The organism is Klebsiella sp. R445 (assembly GCF_051131755.1).
In the GTDB taxonomy this organism is placed as follows: Bacteria; Pseudomonadota; Gammaproteobacteria; order Enterobacterales; family Enterobacteriaceae; genus Klebsiella; species Klebsiella lignicola.
This window is the reverse complement of the sequence record NZ_CP180446.1, coordinates 923,784-939,587: the sequence shown is the minus strand read 5'-3', so window position 1 is coordinate 939,587 and position 15,804 is coordinate 923,784. Positions and strand designations below refer to the sequence as shown.

The window sequence follows — 15,804 nt, the reverse complement described above, 5'->3', positions numbered from 1 at the left end:
CTATGCATTCGCGTCTCTCCATCGTATGCAACGCACCGCTACCCGTCTGTACCAGGGCGCTGGCTGCTCTTAAATGCTTTTCTCACGGGAAGCATAATTTCTCCTGTGTAAAGCCGCATTCCTATCTCGTGATCCGCATTGGTCGTCGCTGGCGCCTGCTTAGTAAAAACGGCGGCCAGCAGTGGCAACTCATGACCCACGAAACCTACAACCAGGAATACCGCAAATGATTAAGTCACCGATTAAATGGGCAGGCGGTAAAGCCCGTGTGATGCCGGAGTTGCTGAAGCACCTGCCGAAAGCTGATTGCCTGATTGAGCCTTTTGCCGGTAGCGGTACCGTATTTATGAATACGGATTACCGCCGGTATGTGCTTTGTGACAGCAATCGCGCACTGATCAATTTCCTCCGCGCACTCAGGGATAGCCCAGAAAGATTGACTCAGATCGCCAGGAACTTATTTAGAAATGGCAACAACGAGGATAGCTATTACGAAGAGCGCAAGCTGTTCAACCACCTGTCGTGGGATGACGAGTGTACAGATGATTACGTTGTACGCTGGGCGGCGTCATTTTTATACCTGAACCGCCACTGCTTTAACGGGCTGTATCGCACCAACAGGGATGGCGGTTTCAATGTCCCGTTTGGCAGCTATAAGGCTCCCTATTTTCCAGAAGCCGAAATGCGCCTGTTTGCCGAAAAGGCGCAGGATACTCACGCGCTCTTTCTTTGTAATGATTTTCGTACTTCCATTCCGTATGTTGCGAAGAACCGCCTGGACTCCGTGATTTACTGCGATCCGCCGTACATCCCGACTAGCAAAACAGCCAATTTCACCGCTTACGGCAAGCCATTTACCCTGGATGATCACCGCGCTTTGGTTACGGCGCTGCTGGACATTAATCGCCAGCATGGAACGCGCTCGGTCATCTCGAATAGCGACACATCAGAAACACGCCAGATCTACTCCGCTTTCAATCTCCACGCCTTCAGAGTTCGCCGTTCCGTTAGCGCCAAAACCCGCGATATAGCCGGTGAAGTGATTGGCGTGCTTCGTGTGTGTGGTGGTTGCGGTCGTTCTGGTAGTGGAGGTTGTCCGGACTGTGGGGCGGTGATGGGCGATGCGACATATGCCGAAGTGTTTGCTGCGCCAGCTTGTTGAGGCGTTGACCTGGCAAAATAAGATAACGACGGTGAGCTATGCCTGATTCCACAGCCCTGGCATGGAGCTGGAATGCCCCACGGCGGGCTATTAATCCAAGCGACGCCGAAGAGCCTGCAATTGAGTATCTCACCCCCAAAGGCGAGCGTAAGGCGCTTGCCTATAGCGAACTTGTTGATGTTGTTTATCGGGTACCGTTGCGCCCTCGTGATGAGGTGGCGCGCAGGGCATTTGATCGAGCAAGACTGGCGCGTCATCTGCGGCGCCGCGTCCAGGCTCTCCCTGCGTTTATCCGCAAGCGCTTTTCAATGCACCTGGAAACTCTGGACCGTAGGAACCCGAAAGAGGCTGTACGCTGGTTATTCAACACGTTCGAGCGCCATGTATTGCGTCGTGTTGATGCGGTAAACGCACAATATCTGCCGCAAAGTAATCTGCCTGCAATTCTCTTTCCGCTACGTGATGATTTTCATCTGCTGCCATGGGCAGATAAAAAGCGCCTGAGACGACTGGCCTATAGGCTCGCCAATCTGATGAAAAGCGAGTTTATGCGCGAGTTTGATTTTCGGTACGAGAAAACGGCAGATGTGGAGTTTTCCACGATCTACGCTTACGGCGCCATTGCCAGCAAAGCGACCTCACTCAACATTGCGATCCCTGGCTGGAAACAGTATTGCGATGAAGTACTGACAGCAGAAGATGCATTGCGTGTTATTGCCAGACTTCAAAAGGAAAAGTGGTGGCTAGTTAAGCTCCGCAAAATTCATGACCGCTGGCGTGAGCACCTCATGATCGCCACTAGCTACGTCAGCAAAGTGGCATCCCCTTATTGCTCTGAACCTTGCCTCAGGGAGTGGGTAGCTCAAAAAAAAGCCAACTTTGAATACCTTCAGGCGATGGAACTGGAAGACCAGGACACTGGCGAGCGTACCTCCTTGCTCGATAAGGTCATGGGCAGCGTTTCCAACCCGAAGATCGCCCGTCATGAATTGATGGTGCGCATGCGCGGTTTTGAGGATATGGCTAACGAGATGGGACTGGTTGGCATGTTCTACACGTTGACCGCACCGTCACGTTATCACGCCACGCATGTGCATTCCGGCAAGCGCAACGATAAATACTGCAATGCCAGCCCACGCAAAACTCAAAAGTACCTTTGCAACGTCTGGTCACGTGTACGCGCCAAATGGGGAAGGGAAGGCATCCGCACATTTGGTTTTCGTGTAGCCGAACCACATCACGACGGAACGCCGCACTGGCACCTGCTGTTATTTCTCCACCCTGAAGAGGTGGAGCTTGCCACTGAAATTTTTCATGAGTACGCCCTCCAAGTGGATGGAGGCGAACCCGGCGCGGCTCAGTATCGTTTTACTGCCAAACCAATTGATGAAGAGTTTGGATCGGCAACGGGATACATCGCAAAGTACATCTCAAAAAATATCGACGGTTATGGAATGGATGGCGAGTTTGATCACGAGTCAGGCAAACCCGTTAAAGAGATGGCAAAGCGCGTGCGGGCGTGGGCTTCACGCTGGAGTATTCGCCAGTTTCAGCAGATTGGCGGCGCGCCCGTATCCACCTGGCGCGAGCTAAGGCGCCTAGGAAGTCGTGAGCTTGTCTTGCACCCGGAACTTGAAGCTGCCCGCGCTGCGGCTGATGCGCCTGATTGGCCGGGATACGTCAACGCCCAAGGCGGCCCGTTTGTAACTCGCGATTGTTTGCGTGTTCGTCTCAATTATGAATACACCGAAAACGGCAATGATTATGGTGACACAGTCGCCAAAATCAGCGGCGTCTATTGTCCGTTTACGTTCAGTGATTCGGTCATTTATACCCGTACCAATGATTACAAAATCGTACCGAAGCGTAAGCTATCGTCGGTCGAGAATTTGACCTTAGAAGGCCGCGACGCGGCCCCTTGGAGTTCTGTCAATAACTGTACGGGGCGCTCCGTTTCGGATGAAAAACCACCGTCAGAAACAACGGTGCCAGCGGATAAAACTGCGCCAGACAGCAGTCCAGTGACAGAACTTCCGCTGAATATCGAAAATTTACGCCAATATTCACGCCAGCAAAGGCAGGAGATCACCAGCAGGCTAAGAAAATCCGATCGCGAAAACTCAGAGCAAGCCTTCACACGTACCGCGCGCAGCCTGCGCATGTCGATTGATGACGAAGCCGCGCTGGCGTGGGGGCCAAAAGTCACCGCTGCGAAAGATATGAGCCTGATGCCGGAAGAGGCAGAGCAGCGCTGGCGCGAGCAGTTACAGCTCGAAGCGAAACGACGGGCAGATAACTATGCCGCTGCGGCTTCGGAATACCAAAAGAAAAAGTCAGAGGTAGAATTACTTCAACAGAACGGCAAGGCAGTGAACGGTCAAGGGCGAAACTTACCGCAGCAAGGCATTCGCGGGATCTCGCAAAAAGTGCCTGACCACGCGATCGCCGAACTGAATAGACGTAATATCGTTCTCAGTGACTGGGAGGTTAGATTGTTAGTTGGTGGCTGCATTCTGTCGCGTGGTGAAATGGAATTTGCCATCAGAGAAGGGGTGTTAATAGTGGAGCGCCGGTTGTTTAAACACGCCAACCATGCACCGGAATCATTGACCAGAAAAAGTGAGCTGCTTGATCGCTGCCAAAGGGCTATCAGGAAGAAATCATGACCATGTTTACTGTAGAAATTAATGAATATATCGTTGCCCAGCTTAAAAAGAGCACTTGCCCTGAGATAGTCCTGGATCTGCCATCAGTACCGGAGCCAGGCGATAAGTTATGGCTGAAGAGTATGCGAGGCCTGCAAATTGTCGAAACGGAAAGGTGTATGATCGTAGAGTCGCGCCGTGTTTCGTGCCTACGTCCTACAGTGCGATTAGCATTGGTATTTGGTGCTAGGTATTGTATCTGACAGCCAGTGGACAGACGCTTATCAAGCAGATAGGATAATTTTCATGATTAATTATCTTGGCACAATTATGAGTACTTCTGTCGCCGTTACAGTTCTCACTGGTGTTGCTGTTTTTGTCGCCGGTCAACTCATAGCCAAAAGAGTCATTGAACCTTATGTATCGTTCAAGGAACAGTTAGGACGTATTTCAGCATTATTGTTGCGTGAGCAAGCTAAAATTACGAGCTTTAATGCTGATGCTGTAACAATTCACGATCTGAAAGATGCTGCGGCTCAGTTAATAGCGAAGTATTCAGCTTTGTCGTGCTTCCTCAAGAAAAGTTATATTGGGATGAGGTGTGTCCCCACACCAGTTGAAGTGCTTGAATCAGCGAGAAACCTGAATATGATAGTATCAGTGCTTGTAGGTGGTAGCAGGGAGGGTTTGTCCAAACTCATCGAGGAAATAGGACAAAACCTTAAGATACCAACCACCTATACACCTCACTTCCTAAGCTAACACGGTGCGCGTACGCCGTGTAAAAAAGCCCCGCATAGCGGGGCTTTTTCTTTACTCAAGAGTGAGCTGTTCTGGTAAACAGTCGTAGAGCTTGGCTAGTCGTTCAATATTATCTTTACGTGGTCGTTCAGATTTCTCAAATTCAGAGACAGTGGCTTGTTTGATACCCAAGGAATCAGCCACTTGTTTTTGCGTCATGCCTCTGTAAATACGCCAGGCTGCCTGCATGGTGCACCCTTTTTGTGACAGGATATTCACGACCTCATTTGGATAACGAATGTTATCTGATGCGCCCGGTTCATCCTGCACAGCTTCGTACAGCTCATCGAGATCGCTGGCGTCAACTAACTTTTCGAAAAGGTCAATTGGCACCACAACGGAGACTCTCTGGCCGCGGCTGTCGGTGATGTACTGAATGCTCATAATTCGCCTTTAATTATTTAATAAATTTATATATTTAATTTACTTCTTGCTGTGTGTGTCTCGCCCAAAAATCAATCAGCATGCAAAGGAAAAGGCGGGTTGCCCCGCCATGAGTAAACACATTGGATCAATATGTCGACGAAGTACGGCGCAAAACTCTTTGAATCTCAATTATCTGCGCCTCTCCATCAATAAACTGAAAGAGAACGCGGTAACTTTTAACTCTTAGGCGGTACTGACCTTTTTGATCGGTCAGTTTTTTAACGTCCAGCGAGTCAATATTGGGATACGACTGCATGGAGTTTACCTTTTCGCGCACTGACTCCTGATCTCTTGCAGGTAGTTTAATCAGATCCTTAACGGCTCTACCTGTCCAGAGTATCTTAGCCATAGACATTTCCTCAGCATGCCAAATTGTCAAAGAGCACTCCCACGATTGGGATGATTTAAATATAGGGGTTTAACCCTATATTGTCAACATAAGATCACTATTAGCCCTATATTTCCTCTGCTTGTTCATCGTTATCACGATGCGCAATAGTGCGCAGTTTTGCACAATTTTTTTGATGCACTTTATCCCTTTTAAGCCCATGTGGGGCGCGGTCTGAGGCCAGGTTGGTGCATGCATGAAAAATGAAAGGATAGTTGCGCGCAGGTGACGGGGGGCAAGCCCCCGCAAGTGGGTCAGGGCAGGGAAGGTGGCAGAATGCGCATTTTCACGGATTCTGCGTCACGGTAAGCGGTCGTTTTGGGTGGAGGCATGCCCTACGCAGGGAAAAAGCAGTGACGCGTAGAGGGGCGCTGATGTGGAATTTTTAAAGCAGAAAAGATGGGCCAGCGACAGCGCTGGCCTGTTATAACTGACTGATGTTGTTTAAAGAAACTGAATTTTCTGGCGGTTATTTCTCAGGGGAAAGCAACGCATAAGGGTTAAAGCGGATCACTTCTTCTCCGAGCCACTCGTTGACTACCTTCAGCGCCTCCATCACCGGAGTCAGCTCGTTGATGGCATAGACCCTGGCGGCCTTCTCAATATCCCCAAATGATCCATTTCCTGCTGGCATGGCGCCCATCAGCTGCGGCGGAATACGGTGTGCCGCAAGTATGTCGTCCCGCGTGGCATTCTTGATGTTGATAAACTCATCTTTCGCGGTGATCTGTTGAAACGGCAGGATCTGGACACCATCCTTGCCGCCGCCTGGCGCATGCAGCAACAGGTTTTTAAACGCGCCTTGACCGCGCGCTCCGGTCAGTGTCTCCTTGACCGCCTTCATGCTTTTATCGTCTACCTGTCCCGCACCGATGTAGACAATACAGCCCGCGTGGGACCCGTTGTCGTAGTACAGCTTGCGGAACATGTCAGCGGAGTGAGCCAGACTGGCCGCCAGCAGCGCTGCCATATATTCCGGCATGCCGTAGACCTCCTGATTAATGTCCGGATTCAGAACATGACACACTGAACCCGGTTTAAACGAGTGTTCCTCTTTCCAGCGCCGGATGAACCAGTACTGATCAAGGTCTGCACTTCCACGCCGGGTGTACTTTGCCAGTGAATGCCTGAAAGGAAGCGGTCCGCCCAGGCGATTGCGCGGCAGTTCAAGGTAGGCATTGCCAAACGTGAACCAGTCCAGCGCAAACGCGGAAAAGGTCTGGCGATTGAGCAGCTTGTGCGGGATAAAGCAGCCGGTCAGCACATTCCGTTTGAAGTACAGGGCAGACTCATGCCAGGCGCTCTGGCGTGGCGCTTTAGCCAGACCATAAAAATCTACCGGTGTTTCATAGTATCGCCCGTTATCCAGGCAATAGAGATTGTCCAGCAGGTCGGCCATATCACGCACCGGATAAGGCCCGTCAAAGCTGAATGCTGTTAACTCAGGATCGGCCTTCAGTGACTCCGCAATGTCAGAACCGGAGGTGCTGGTTACCGGTTTTTTACTGTATTTCTTTTTCACTGTTACCACCCCATCGCGAAACCACCGCCGCCACTTTCTTGGCCCAGCGGTTCATTAATAATCGAAAGCATGGTCGCCCACGCCATATCACCATGGCTCACGCCGCGTGACCGGTCCGTCTCGTATGTCATGAAACCGCCGGGCGTAACGACTTTGCGGACGGCGTTAAAGGCTCTGACCAGGCCTTGCTCGCTTCGGTCGTATTCCCAGCGTCCGGCGCGTATCACCTGCAGCATTTTAAGGACTAGGGCGCGCTTGGATGAGAGGCTCATCTGGTAGCAGATAGCCGCCGGGAACCAGTTTTTAACAATCTGCCAGACCGCCTCGCCGATGCCTTGCCCGTCAATGGCAATATGGGTGACGTTGTAGCGTTCTGCCGCCTCCTTGATCACTGCCGCCTGCTGCTCAAATTCAAGGCCTCGCAGCTGCTGAATCTCAATCGTGCGGAACCGCCCTCCTGCCACCAGGGGAGGGACGGTGACGGACAGTGCGCCGGCATCGCCATTGCCACTGCCGCCGTTGGCGTCATAACCCAGCCAGACCTCACGCAGGCCCATAGGGCGACCTGCGAAAGGTTTCCAGTCCGGCCAGTCGTCGTATCCGTCAACGCCGCATCCCAACAACTGACTCAGGTTGAACGCGCTTTCACCGTCTTTGACGAACTCGCACATGTAGAGGTTTTCAAATTCATCAGGGCTGTTTTCATCCCTGATCTCGTCAATGTCGGTATAGTCCCAGCCGTTGTTGATGGCATCCTGAATAGTAACGATCTGCCGCCATGTTTTGTCCGGGTACAGCACGCCGCTATGGGTTTTCTTCCAGGTCACATCGAAATCAACGCGCTGCGCTTTAGGCCGCTTTGCATTCCAACGATCTCCGGTCCAGAACTGATAGGCTTCATGGCTTTCGCTGGAGGGCGTGGAGAAGTAGGTGCGCGTTAATCCCTTTAGCGTCGCCATGGCCCCGGCGACCTTACGCAGGTTGATAAAGTTACCGGTCCAGAAAAACTCATCAAATCGCAGGTGGCCGGTGTAAGACTGCGCGGTTGCCGCTGACGTCCCGAGAAAGTGCAGCTCTGCGCCGTTTGACAGAGTGATTTGCTCACCGCCCTTGAGTTCAACATCCACCTCTTCTGCCGCTTTACGGATAAAGTTTCGGAACTGAAGCGCCTGTTTACGGGATGCTGAAAGGAAGATTTGGTTGCGCTGATAGTCATGTTTAACATCAGTCCTCAATGCGCCCAGCAGTGCCTCGCGGGCAAAGTACCAGGTCGCCCCAATCTGGCGCGATTTGAGGATCATCCGGTTACGCTGATCTCGTTGCTCGTACCAACCGCGCTGATGCCAGGCAAGTGAGTCAATGATTTTTGTGCGCAGCGCTTCTATTTGCTCGTCGGTGAAATGGTTTTTCTTCTTGCGACGACTGGTTTTATTAACGCCAGAGAGGGTGATGCTCTGCCCGGTATCCAGCTTTTTTAACTGCCGGGTTAACAGATCGATCTCTTTGAAATCACCACCGGTTTTATTGTCCTTTGCACTTAACTGGCAGAGACGGGTGTCAATGGATTGCGTGACCCGTTTGATCGGTGTCGTCTCGTCCCACTCATCACGCTTTTTCCACGAATACACCGTATTGGAGTTGATACCCATCAACCGGGATATTTCGGCGGGCGGATACCCCTGCCAGTAGAGCTGCTTGGCTCGCAACCGAATAAACGCATCCTGAATCATTCACACCCCCTTTTGAGCAGGGAGATTACCCGCGCGCGATCACGGCGGCGCGGGGTTTCAGGTCTGGGCGTTCTCCGACAACAAAACCGCGTGGCGCGGGGCTTTTACGCAATGCCATGATGCTGCGACTGACACAAACCAACAGGATAAACGACATGGCCAGCACCACTAAACCAGCCCGTAAAAAGTTCCGTGTTGCGGTTTCTGGCGCGACGGTTGACGGTCGCGAGATCCGCCCGGAACACCTTCGCGACGCTGCGGCTAACTACAACCCCGATGTTTACGGCGCCCGTGTGAATGTCGAGCACTACCTTTCCCCTTATCCGGGCAGTGACTTTGGCGCCATGGGGGATGTGGCGGCATTAAGCGTTGAAGATATCACTGACGGTCCGCTTTCTGGTCGCACTGCGCTGTATGCCGAAATCGACGCATCAACGCGTATGAAGCAGCTCACTGATGACGGGAAAAAAGTCTACTCCAGCATTGAGCTGCATCCGCAATTTGCTCTTAACGGTAAGGCGTACGTGGTTGGCCTCGCGATGACAGACACGCCGGCAAGCCTGGGGACTGAGCGCCTCAAATTTGCCTCCCAGCAGCGTGCTCAGGTGATGGCCTTCAATAACCAACAGGCAGAGGCGCCGTTGTTCTCTGATGCGCTGGAGGCCGAAGTGGTCGAGCTGGCCGCCCAGCGCAGTGAAGAGGGCGCCAACTGGTTCAACCGCATGATGGGCATTCTGAATAAGGGCCAGAAGACTGACGATCAGCGCTTCAGTCAACTGCATCAGGTTGTTGAAGCCGTGGCGCAATCTCAGGCCGATCAGATTGACCGGTTCAGTGCCCTGGAGCAGGAACGCCAGCAGGACAAAACCACTATTCAGCAACTGACCAGTGAACTCAACGCCTTGCGTAGTCAACTTCAGCTCCAGCCAGCAGAGAATTACAGCGCGCGGCCGGCGGCTACCGGTGCCTGCAGCACCCAGCTTGCAGAATTTTAAGAGGTAATCATGGAAAACCAGACCCGCGAACTATTTGATAATTATATTGTGCGTCAGGCGCAACTGAATGGCGTTTCACCTTCAGCCGTTGCCAACCGCTTTAGCGTTGATCCGACCATTCAGCAAAAGCTGGAACAGGCCGCCATGGAGTCGGACGACTTTATGAAGCAGGTTAACCACTTTGGGGTTAAGGAGCAGGAAGGCCAGAAAGTGAAGATCGGCAGTAAAGGGCCGATGGCGAGCACCAATAATAGCTCGGACGGCACCAACCGCCGCAACCCGGCGCCGAACCATAACAAAGAGCCGCAGAACTATCACTGCCGCAAAACCAACTATGATTATGCACTTTCCTATGCGGAACTGGATGCGTGGGCCGGTCACCCTGAGTTTCAGTCACTGATTAGCAATGCCATGGCCCGCCAGCTGGGGCTGGACCGCCAGATGGTTGGCTTCAATGGTACGCACTACTCCGAAAACTCCGATCGCACTGCGTATCCGTTATTGCAGGATTGCGGCGTGGGCTGGCTGCAAAAGATCCGCGATGAAGCACCGCAGCGCATTATGCCAGGCATCACGCTGACCTCCCGCGATGAGAACAACGCGGTAATTGCATCAGGCACCTACGGCAATATTGACGCCGCCGTGCTCGATGCACGTCACAGTCTCATGGATCCATGGTTCCGCCGTACCCCTGGTCTGGTCACCGTGCTCTCTTCCGATCTGCTGCTGAAAGTGAACCTGCCAAAAGTCAACGCACTCAGTCAGACCAACCCGAATACCGAATTGCTGGCCGCGCAGCTGATTGTCAGTCAGGAAAAGATTGGCGGCCTGCCGACGGTGTTTGTGCCGGGGATCCCGGAAGACGTGGTGTTAATCACCAACCTGAAAAACCTCTCTGTGTACTACCAGAAAGGCTCCCTGCGTCGCTCTATCCGGGAAGAACCGCACTACAACCGTATTGCGACTTACCAGTCCAGCAATGACGACTATGTCATTGAAGAGTACGGCATGATTGCCATGATCGACGGCGTGACATTCGCCTGATAATAACCACAACCAGGCGGGCAACGCGCCCGCCAGGAGCTAACGAATGCTTACACCGGCACAAAAACACTTCCAGAAGGTGATGGCAGAACGACGGGGCGGCAGCGATCAGCGGGATGCAGAGACGCGCACCGCGCATGAGCAGATCCTCTTTCGCCTGCGCATGCATAAATCCTCGCTGAGTCAGATTCAGTCCAGACAGGCGAAAGCTGCTGTTAAAGCCAGCATTCTCCCGGAATTTCAGGGGTGGATTGACGGAACAATCGAAGGTGACAGTGGACGCGTGGATCCGGTTATCTCCACGCTGATGGTGTGGGCCGCGGACTGCTTTGATTATGCGCTGGCACTGCGTATCGGGCGTTATGTCGTTAAGCATGGCCTGAGCATGCCGGAGGACAACTACCGCCGATCGGCCGCCACGGTGCTGGCAGAAGAAATCTGTAATCCCATTCTGAACCTCGCTACGACGGACGCCGAAGCTGATCTGTCCGGGTATATCACCATGCTTGATGAGTTGGCCGGGATCGTGGGTGCCAGCGATATGCCCGATGAGGTCCGCGCGAAGCTGTGTAAGGTTCAGGCATTTTGCCGACGCGCTACCGAAGACGCAGAGACGAAAGGCGAGGCGTTAAAACTCTTCCGTGAAGCCATGAGCCTGAACCCTGGTGCAGGCGTTAAGCGGGAGATCGCCTCCCTGGTCATCGCCCTGAAAAAGGTACCGCAGACCAGCGCTGTATTCAGCGAGGCCGCTGCAGTTGAGGCGCCGGCAGCTGAACCACCCGCTGCAGAAAAAACAACACGAACACGCAGGCAGACGAAAGCGGCGACCGGCACCAGAAAAGCCACCCGCACAACGGCGGCAAAGAAGACCACGAAAGCCGCCGCCAGAGAAAACGTCTGAATGTAACGAACTGGCCCCGCGCCACAGGCGGCGCGCCCGGCGATCTGCCCGTTATGCGGTCTTTTTACCGGACGCCCACCGCCTGATCTACCGGAGAAACGTCGATGAGCTTTATCGCACAGCGTCCCGTCAGACCCGCCGACAGTGATGTGACGGACGTGGATGACGGCGGCGCGCAGATCACCGTCAGTACTTTCTGGCCGACGGTGAAACTCCACGATCTGCGCCTGGCTGCCCGCATCGCCGGGGATATTACCACCTCACGACTGATGCACATGGCAACTGAGGCCGCGCTGCATGTTGCGGATCAGCTGAAAGACTGGCGTAGGCAACGGGAGGCGGAAGGTGCTGAATCACTGGCCTCTGTCCTGCTCACATCTGCCGGTGACCCCGTCGAGCTGATTAACGGTGAAAGCGCAAAAGTTTACCGCTTCCGGCGGGCCGTTTACTCCTTTACGCGCGCCAGCGTGCTGGAGGGATACAGGGACGTTAGCACCACGCCAAAGGGTGACAAGGATGCAGAAGCCCTGGACCGGCAGATAGATGATCTCTGGCGAGACGGGCGCTGGAGCATCGCTGACATTCGGGAAGAAGCCCGTATTTATGCGGAGTTGTTCTGATGAAAGTCCGGGCGCTACAAAACGACACGGTTGATCAGCTCTGCTGGCGGCATTACGGCAAAACAGCCGGTGTCACGGAGAAAGTGCTTGAAGCCAATCCGGGACTGAGCAACCAGATATTCCTGAACGCCGGGCAGGAGATCGACATGCCCGATGTAACCAGTGAGGTGGAACGGGCAACCGTCCAGTTATGGGAATGACTCTGGATCGCATTAACGAATACATCACCTTTCTGGCATCAGGTGTGGTGACCGGCGTGGGTGTGATGACCGTCAGCGAAAAGCTGGCACTGGCTGGCCTTCTTCTGGGGCTGGTTTCTGCCGCCCGGCTGGCGATTCACCGCCACCGTATTGAGCAGGCCAGTCGTCGCCGTAATGATCTGATTGAGCAGATATTACGCCTGGCGGAGAGGCGGGATCTTCTGGAGGCCGAGCGGCAGAAGCTGGAGCAGCTTCGGGAGGATCGCTCTGCATGAAGAGCATCATCAAAAAATGTTCGATTGCGGTGATTGTGGCGCTGAGCGTTTCGCTGGCGCCCGGCAGCGTCAGAACGTCGCCGGAAGGTCAGCAGAAAATCGCTGCCTGGGAGGACTGCCGCAGCACGCCTTACTACTGTACGGCAGGGGTGCTGACTATTGGCATTGGCTCCACCGGCGGCGTGGAAAATCGCGAGTACACCAGCCAGGAGATTGCCCGACGCTGGATAAACGATCTGCAGCGGGCAGAAAACTGCATCAATAACAATTTTCATGGTGCCGATATGCCGCAGTTCACCTTTGAAGCCATGACGGATGCCGCGCTCAATCTGGGGTGTTCCGGGCTGATGTGGTTTACCGATAAAAACGGTCGCAAACAGAGAACGACAATCTGGAAGCACGCGCAGGCCAGACAGTGGCCGCTGATGTGCGGCAGGCTGAATGATTTCGTCAATGTCGGGGGTAAACGCTCCCCAGGCCTGGTTAACCGACGTACTGATTTTACAGCCTGGTGCCTGCTGGGTGCGGGTGCCTTGCCATGAAGGCCGCTTATGCCGTTGTCGTGCTTGTTCTTCTTGTCATCGTCTGGTGGCAGACCGACAGCCTGAGCGAGGTCCGCACCCGCAACAAACTGCTGACCGAAACAGCAACCGGGTACGGCCAGGTTATTGAGGAAGTGAAGGCGACCACCTTACAGACCCATAAATTACTGGCGGAACTAAAAGCCCGCGATCAGCAGCGTAACGACGAAGGAGAGCGCCGACGTGAAGAGATGCGAACAGCGATCAGCGGTGATACATGCGCTGTTTCTCCTGTGCCTGACGCTGTCAGCCACAGCCTGCAAAACCGCGCCACCCGTACCGGTCATACAGTTGCTCCGTGAACCCGTACCGGAGAGCCTGACCGACGAGACGCCGACCCCGGCGCTGGATGAGCCGGTGACATGGGGCGCGGTAGCAATATTCAGCGATCGGCTGCTTGATGCGCTTGATTCCTGCAATGCCGATAAAGCCGCGATCCGCCAGTGGGACACGCTGCGCCAGATCCCCCGTAAGGAGCCATAAATGCTGAAGATAAACACACTGCGCGCCGCAATTGAGAAGGCAAACACCTGGTGCCGGGCGAACCCGGAAGCCTGGACGGTATTTGTGGAAGAGGGCAGCATTGAAACGACAGGCGAAACGCCGTCTTTCATGTATCGCTATTCCCTGGTGTTGTTCGTGATGAACTACACCGGGAACATTGATGATTTCACCTTACCGCTGATGGCCTGGCTGTGGTTCAACCAGCCCGATCTGTTGCTGAACCCGGATAAAAACCAGCAGATAAAATTCACCACGCTGATCAACAGCGACGATACCGCCGATCTGATGTTTGAGCTGCCGGTTCGCCAGCGGGTACTGGTGCAGCTGGATGACAACGGTGCGCCGCATGCGGAGCATTTGCCGGAGCCGCGCCCTCGTGTGCTGACCCCTCATGTTGCCAGCTGGGGCCTGGTGTTTGAAGGCATGTTACAGGAGGCCGGGACGTGAGCGATCGTATGTTCAGCGAACTGGATCGGGTTTTTCAGGAGATCCTCGACGGCGTCAGCCCGGCGGAGCGTACCCGTACCGCGCACAAAATTGGCCTGGCAGTGCGCCGCAGTCAGCAGCGCCGCATCGCGTCACAGAAAAACCCGGACGGCAGCGGCTATGCCGCACGTCGCCGAAAAGTTTATCGCACTCAGCAGGGGATTAAGTTCTTCTGGAATAACGAGGTCCGGGCACTGAAAAACTGGCGTAGCGGACGCGGTAAATATGGCCGGACGATCACCGGTTTTGATGAGAAGCGCCGCGATATTCGCACATTTTACCGGGCTGATATTGAGCGCTATCTGGAAATTAAAACCCAGACAACGACGCAGACAGCAACCAAAAAAACGCCGATGTTTACCCGCCTGCGCGCCCTGCGCTTTATGAAAGTCAGACCGGACGCGGACGGCGTTACGGTGGGATTTGACGGCATCGCCGCGCGTATTGCCCGTATTCATCAGTACGGCCTCAAAGATGAAGTTGGTCCTGGCGCTTACGCGCAGTACCCCGCACGTGAGCTGCTGGGCATGACGCCAGCCGATATGATCGCAACGGAAAACGCCGTGATCGGCAGCCTAGGCGGTGCGTCATGAATACCGATTTATATCGCCTGCTGGAAAACATTCTGCGTCTGGGGGTGGTTGAGCAAATCAGTGCGGATGCTAAAGCCGTGCGCGTTCGCTCCGGCAGGCTGCTGACCACCTGGATCCGCTGGAACGTCACCCGAGCCGGGGCCTTCAGCATCTGGCTCCCGCCCTCGATCGGAGAGCAGGTGTGGATCGGTTGCCCTGGCGGTAACCCGGAGAGTGCGTTTGTTCTCGGATCTGCGTACAGCGAGGACAACCCGGCTGCGGGCAGTAGCCTGCTGGAAATCAGCATTACCGCGCCGGATGGTGCGTGCCTGCATTACAACGCCGCCGACGACATCGGAGCGCTCACCGTGACTGGCATTAAAACCGCGTTTATCCAGGCAGAAACCCGCGTCACGCTGGACACGCCGGAGGTGGAGTGTACCCGTCACCTCAAAACACGGACCTTCGAGCTGACCCATGGCGGGACGATGGCCGGTGATGTGACCCACAGCAAAGGCGCGTTGACGTCCAATGGTGTTCAGGTCGACGACCATGGACATGGCAAGGTGCAGACAGGCGGAAGCTGGACGGAGGGAACGCGATGACAGCCAGTTACACGGGGATGAACCCGGAAGGCACCGGCACGTTGACCGACCATGATCAGCTCTGGCAGTCCGTGACGAAAATCCTGACCACGCCAACAGGCTCCCGCGTGATGCGTCGGGATTTCGGTAGTGCGGTGCCTGACTTACTCGATGCGCCGCAGAACACCGTCACCCGTATGCAGCTGATGGGCGCCACTGCCATTGCACTGGCGCAGTGGGAGCCGCGGATCAGTCTGACCACGGTCAATATGGTGTTTTCGGAAACAGGCGCCGTCACCGCTGAACTGGCCGGCACGATCACCGAAACCATGACCGAAACCGGCAACACCATCAGGTTAAGGAGTTAG

General features: G+C 54.4%; 21 protein-coding genes. 17 read left to right on the top strand and 4 right to left on the bottom strand.

What is annotated here, in order from left to right:
* The first annotated feature begins 2 nt into the window (after window positions 1–2).
* From ACMYSN_RS04370 to ACMYSN_RS04355, 4 genes are all read left to right on the top strand, one after another.
* Complete coding sequence (locus ACMYSN_RS04370) at window positions 3–230, top strand: ParE family toxin-like protein (RefSeq protein ID WP_462497147.1); 228 nt, start codon at window positions 3–5, stop codon at window positions 228–230.
* The gene (locus tag ACMYSN_RS04365) at window positions 227–1,162 is read left to right on the top strand and encodes a DNA adenine methylase (RefSeq protein WP_462497146.1); all 936 of its coding nucleotides are present in this window, start codon (window positions 227–229) and stop codon (window positions 1,160–1,162) included. The genes ACMYSN_RS04370 and ACMYSN_RS04365 overlap by 4 nt, the downstream gene beginning before the upstream one ends.
* A gap of 38 nt (window positions 1,163–1,200) precedes the next feature.
* Window positions 1,201–3,828: a replication endonuclease gene (locus ACMYSN_RS04360; protein ID WP_462497145.1), complete on the top strand. Its 2,628-nt coding sequence runs from the start codon at window positions 1,201–1,203 to the stop codon at window positions 3,826–3,828.
* 285 nt (window positions 3,829–4,113) lie between these two features.
* Complete coding sequence (locus ACMYSN_RS04355; protein WP_462497144.1) at window positions 4,114–4,569, top strand: hypothetical protein; 456 nt, start codon at window positions 4,114–4,116, stop codon at window positions 4,567–4,569.
* Window positions 4,570–4,620: 51 nt separating this feature from the next.
* On the opposite strand, the gene ACMYSN_RS04350 is transcribed toward ACMYSN_RS04355, so the two are convergent.
* From ACMYSN_RS04350 to ACMYSN_RS04335, 4 genes are all read right to left on the bottom strand, one after another.
* Window positions 4,621–4,995: a helix-turn-helix domain-containing protein gene (locus ACMYSN_RS04350; protein WP_462498197.1), complete on the bottom strand. Its 375-nt coding sequence runs from the start codon at window positions 4,993–4,995 to the stop codon at window positions 4,621–4,623.
* A gap of 124 nt (window positions 4,996–5,119) precedes the next feature.
* Window positions 5,120–5,383 (bottom strand): type II toxin-antitoxin system RelE family toxin, encoded by a 264-nt coding sequence (locus tag ACMYSN_RS04345; RefSeq protein WP_462497143.1) that lies wholly within the window; start codon window positions 5,381–5,383, stop codon window positions 5,120–5,122.
* Between the two features lie 508 nt (window positions 5,384–5,891).
* Window positions 5,892–6,944 carry a phage portal protein gene (locus ACMYSN_RS04340; RefSeq protein WP_462497142.1) on the bottom strand — a complete coding sequence of 351 codons (1,053 nt, stop codon included), beginning with the start codon at window positions 6,942–6,944 and terminating at the stop codon, window positions 5,892–5,894.
* 2 nt (window positions 6,945–6,946) lie between these two features.
* Window positions 6,947–8,674 (bottom strand): terminase large subunit domain-containing protein, encoded by a 1,728-nt coding sequence (locus ACMYSN_RS04335; protein WP_462497141.1) that lies wholly within the window; start codon window positions 8,672–8,674, stop codon window positions 6,947–6,949.
* Window positions 8,675–8,829: 155 nt separating this feature from the next.
* Here ACMYSN_RS04335 and ACMYSN_RS04330 point away from each other — a divergent pair, with 155 nt between their 5' ends.
* The 13 genes from ACMYSN_RS04330 to ACMYSN_RS04270 all read left to right on the top strand — a co-directional run bounded on the left by ACMYSN_RS04330 (window position 8,830) and on the right by ACMYSN_RS04270 (window position 15,804).
* Complete coding sequence (locus tag ACMYSN_RS04330) at window positions 8,830–9,669, top strand: GPO family capsid scaffolding protein (RefSeq protein WP_462497140.1); 840 nt, start codon at window positions 8,830–8,832, stop codon at window positions 9,667–9,669.
* A 9-nt stretch (window positions 9,670–9,678) separates the two neighbouring features.
* Window positions 9,679–10,713 (top strand): phage major capsid protein, P2 family, encoded by a 1,035-nt coding sequence (locus ACMYSN_RS04325; protein WP_099843239.1) that lies wholly within the window; start codon window positions 9,679–9,681, stop codon window positions 10,711–10,713.
* Between the two features lie 46 nt (window positions 10,714–10,759).
* Window positions 10,760–11,614 carry a phage terminase small subunit gene (gene gpM / locus ACMYSN_RS04320; protein WP_462497139.1) on the top strand — a complete coding sequence of 285 codons (855 nt, stop codon included), beginning with the start codon at window positions 10,760–10,762 and terminating at the stop codon, window positions 11,612–11,614.
* Between the two features lie 104 nt (window positions 11,615–11,718).
* A complete protein-coding gene (locus tag ACMYSN_RS04315; RefSeq protein ID WP_099843243.1) occupies window positions 11,719–12,234 on the top strand; it encodes a head completion/stabilization protein in 516 nt (171 codons plus the stop codon).
* The gene (locus ACMYSN_RS04310; RefSeq protein WP_099843245.1) at window positions 12,234–12,434 is read left to right on the top strand and encodes a tail protein X; all 201 of its coding nucleotides are present in this window, start codon (window positions 12,234–12,236) and stop codon (window positions 12,432–12,434) included. Before ACMYSN_RS04315 ends, ACMYSN_RS04310 begins: the two co-directional genes overlap by 1 nt.
* Window positions 12,425–12,709 carry a phage tail protein gene (locus tag ACMYSN_RS04305; protein ID WP_462497138.1) on the top strand — a complete coding sequence of 95 codons (285 nt, stop codon included), beginning with the start codon at window positions 12,425–12,427 and terminating at the stop codon, window positions 12,707–12,709. Before ACMYSN_RS04310 ends, ACMYSN_RS04305 begins: the two co-directional genes overlap by 10 nt.
* Window positions 12,706–13,251 (top strand): lysozyme, encoded by a 546-nt coding sequence (locus tag ACMYSN_RS04300; protein WP_462497137.1) that lies wholly within the window; start codon window positions 12,706–12,708, stop codon window positions 13,249–13,251. Before ACMYSN_RS04305 ends, ACMYSN_RS04300 begins: the two co-directional genes overlap by 4 nt.
* Window positions 13,248–13,592, top strand: coding sequence for a DUF2570 family protein (locus ACMYSN_RS04295; RefSeq protein WP_462497136.1), 345 nt, complete (start codon window positions 13,248–13,250; stop codon window positions 13,590–13,592). The genes ACMYSN_RS04300 and ACMYSN_RS04295 overlap by 4 nt, the downstream gene beginning before the upstream one ends.
* Window positions 13,582–13,773, top strand: a complete 192-nt coding sequence (lysC, locus tag ACMYSN_RS04290) for an Rz1-like lysis system protein LysC (RefSeq protein WP_462497135.1) — start codon at window positions 13,582–13,584, stop codon at window positions 13,771–13,773. Before ACMYSN_RS04295 ends, lysC begins: the two co-directional genes overlap by 11 nt.
* Window positions 13,774–14,241, top strand: a complete 468-nt coding sequence (locus ACMYSN_RS04285; protein WP_462497134.1) for a phage tail protein — start codon at window positions 13,774–13,776, stop codon at window positions 14,239–14,241.
* Window positions 14,238–14,873: a phage virion morphogenesis protein gene (locus ACMYSN_RS04280; RefSeq protein WP_462497133.1), complete on the top strand. Its 636-nt coding sequence runs from the start codon at window positions 14,238–14,240 to the stop codon at window positions 14,871–14,873. The genes ACMYSN_RS04285 and ACMYSN_RS04280 overlap by 4 nt, the downstream gene beginning before the upstream one ends.
* The gene (locus ACMYSN_RS04275; protein ID WP_462497132.1) at window positions 14,870–15,457 is read left to right on the top strand and encodes a phage baseplate assembly protein V; all 588 of its coding nucleotides are present in this window, start codon (window positions 14,870–14,872) and stop codon (window positions 15,455–15,457) included. The genes ACMYSN_RS04280 and ACMYSN_RS04275 overlap by 4 nt, the downstream gene beginning before the upstream one ends.
* Entirely contained in the window at window positions 15,454–15,804 is a 351-nt protein-coding gene (locus tag ACMYSN_RS04270) for a GPW/gp25 family protein (RefSeq protein WP_462497131.1), read from the top strand. The genes ACMYSN_RS04275 and ACMYSN_RS04270 overlap by 4 nt, the downstream gene beginning before the upstream one ends.

Excerpts from the sequence above, each read along its gene's own strand:
- gpM (WP_462497139.1), top strand. The coding sequence starts at position 10,760 with ATGCTTACACCGGCACAAAAACACTTCCAGAAGGTGATGGCAGAACGA.
- ACMYSN_RS04275 (WP_462497132.1), top strand. The coding sequence starts at position 14,870 with ATGAATACCGATTTATATCGCCTGCTGGAAAACATTCTGCGTCTGGGG.
- ACMYSN_RS04305 (WP_462497138.1), top strand. The coding sequence starts at position 12,425 with ATGGGAATGACTCTGGATCGCATTAACGAATACATCACCTTTCTGGCA.
- ACMYSN_RS04345 (WP_462497143.1), bottom strand. The coding sequence starts at position 5,383 with ATGGCTAAGATACTCTGGACAGGTAGAGCCGTTAAGGATCTGATTAAA.
- ACMYSN_RS04335 (WP_462497141.1), bottom strand. The coding sequence starts at position 8,674 with ATGATTCAGGATGCGTTTATTCGGTTGCGAGCCAAGCAGCTCTACTGG.
- ACMYSN_RS04310 (WP_099843245.1), top strand. The coding sequence starts at position 12,234 with ATGAAAGTCCGGGCGCTACAAAACGACACGGTTGATCAGCTCTGCTGG.
- ACMYSN_RS04285 (WP_462497134.1), top strand. The coding sequence starts at position 13,774 with ATGCTGAAGATAAACACACTGCGCGCCGCAATTGAGAAGGCAAACACC.
- ACMYSN_RS04360 (WP_462497145.1), top strand. The coding sequence starts at position 1,201 with ATGCCTGATTCCACAGCCCTGGCATGGAGCTGGAATGCCCCACGGCGG.
- ACMYSN_RS04370 (WP_462497147.1), top strand. The coding sequence starts at position 3 with ATGCATTCGCGTCTCTCCATCGTATGCAACGCACCGCTACCCGTCTGT.
- ACMYSN_RS04270 (WP_462497131.1), top strand. The coding sequence starts at position 15,454 with ATGACAGCCAGTTACACGGGGATGAACCCGGAAGGCACCGGCACGTTG.
- ACMYSN_RS04295 (WP_462497136.1), top strand. The coding sequence starts at position 13,248 with ATGAAGGCCGCTTATGCCGTTGTCGTGCTTGTTCTTCTTGTCATCGTC.
- ACMYSN_RS04355 (WP_462497144.1), top strand. The coding sequence starts at position 4,114 with ATGATTAATTATCTTGGCACAATTATGAGTACTTCTGTCGCCGTTACA.
- ACMYSN_RS04315 (WP_099843243.1), top strand. The coding sequence starts at position 11,719 with ATGAGCTTTATCGCACAGCGTCCCGTCAGACCCGCCGACAGTGATGTG.
- ACMYSN_RS04365 (WP_462497146.1), top strand. The coding sequence starts at position 227 with ATGATTAAGTCACCGATTAAATGGGCAGGCGGTAAAGCCCGTGTGATG.
- ACMYSN_RS04330 (WP_462497140.1), top strand. The coding sequence starts at position 8,830 with ATGGCCAGCACCACTAAACCAGCCCGTAAAAAGTTCCGTGTTGCGGTT.
- ACMYSN_RS04325 (WP_099843239.1), top strand. The coding sequence starts at position 9,679 with ATGGAAAACCAGACCCGCGAACTATTTGATAATTATATTGTGCGTCAG.
- ACMYSN_RS04300 (WP_462497137.1), top strand. The coding sequence starts at position 12,706 with ATGAAGAGCATCATCAAAAAATGTTCGATTGCGGTGATTGTGGCGCTG.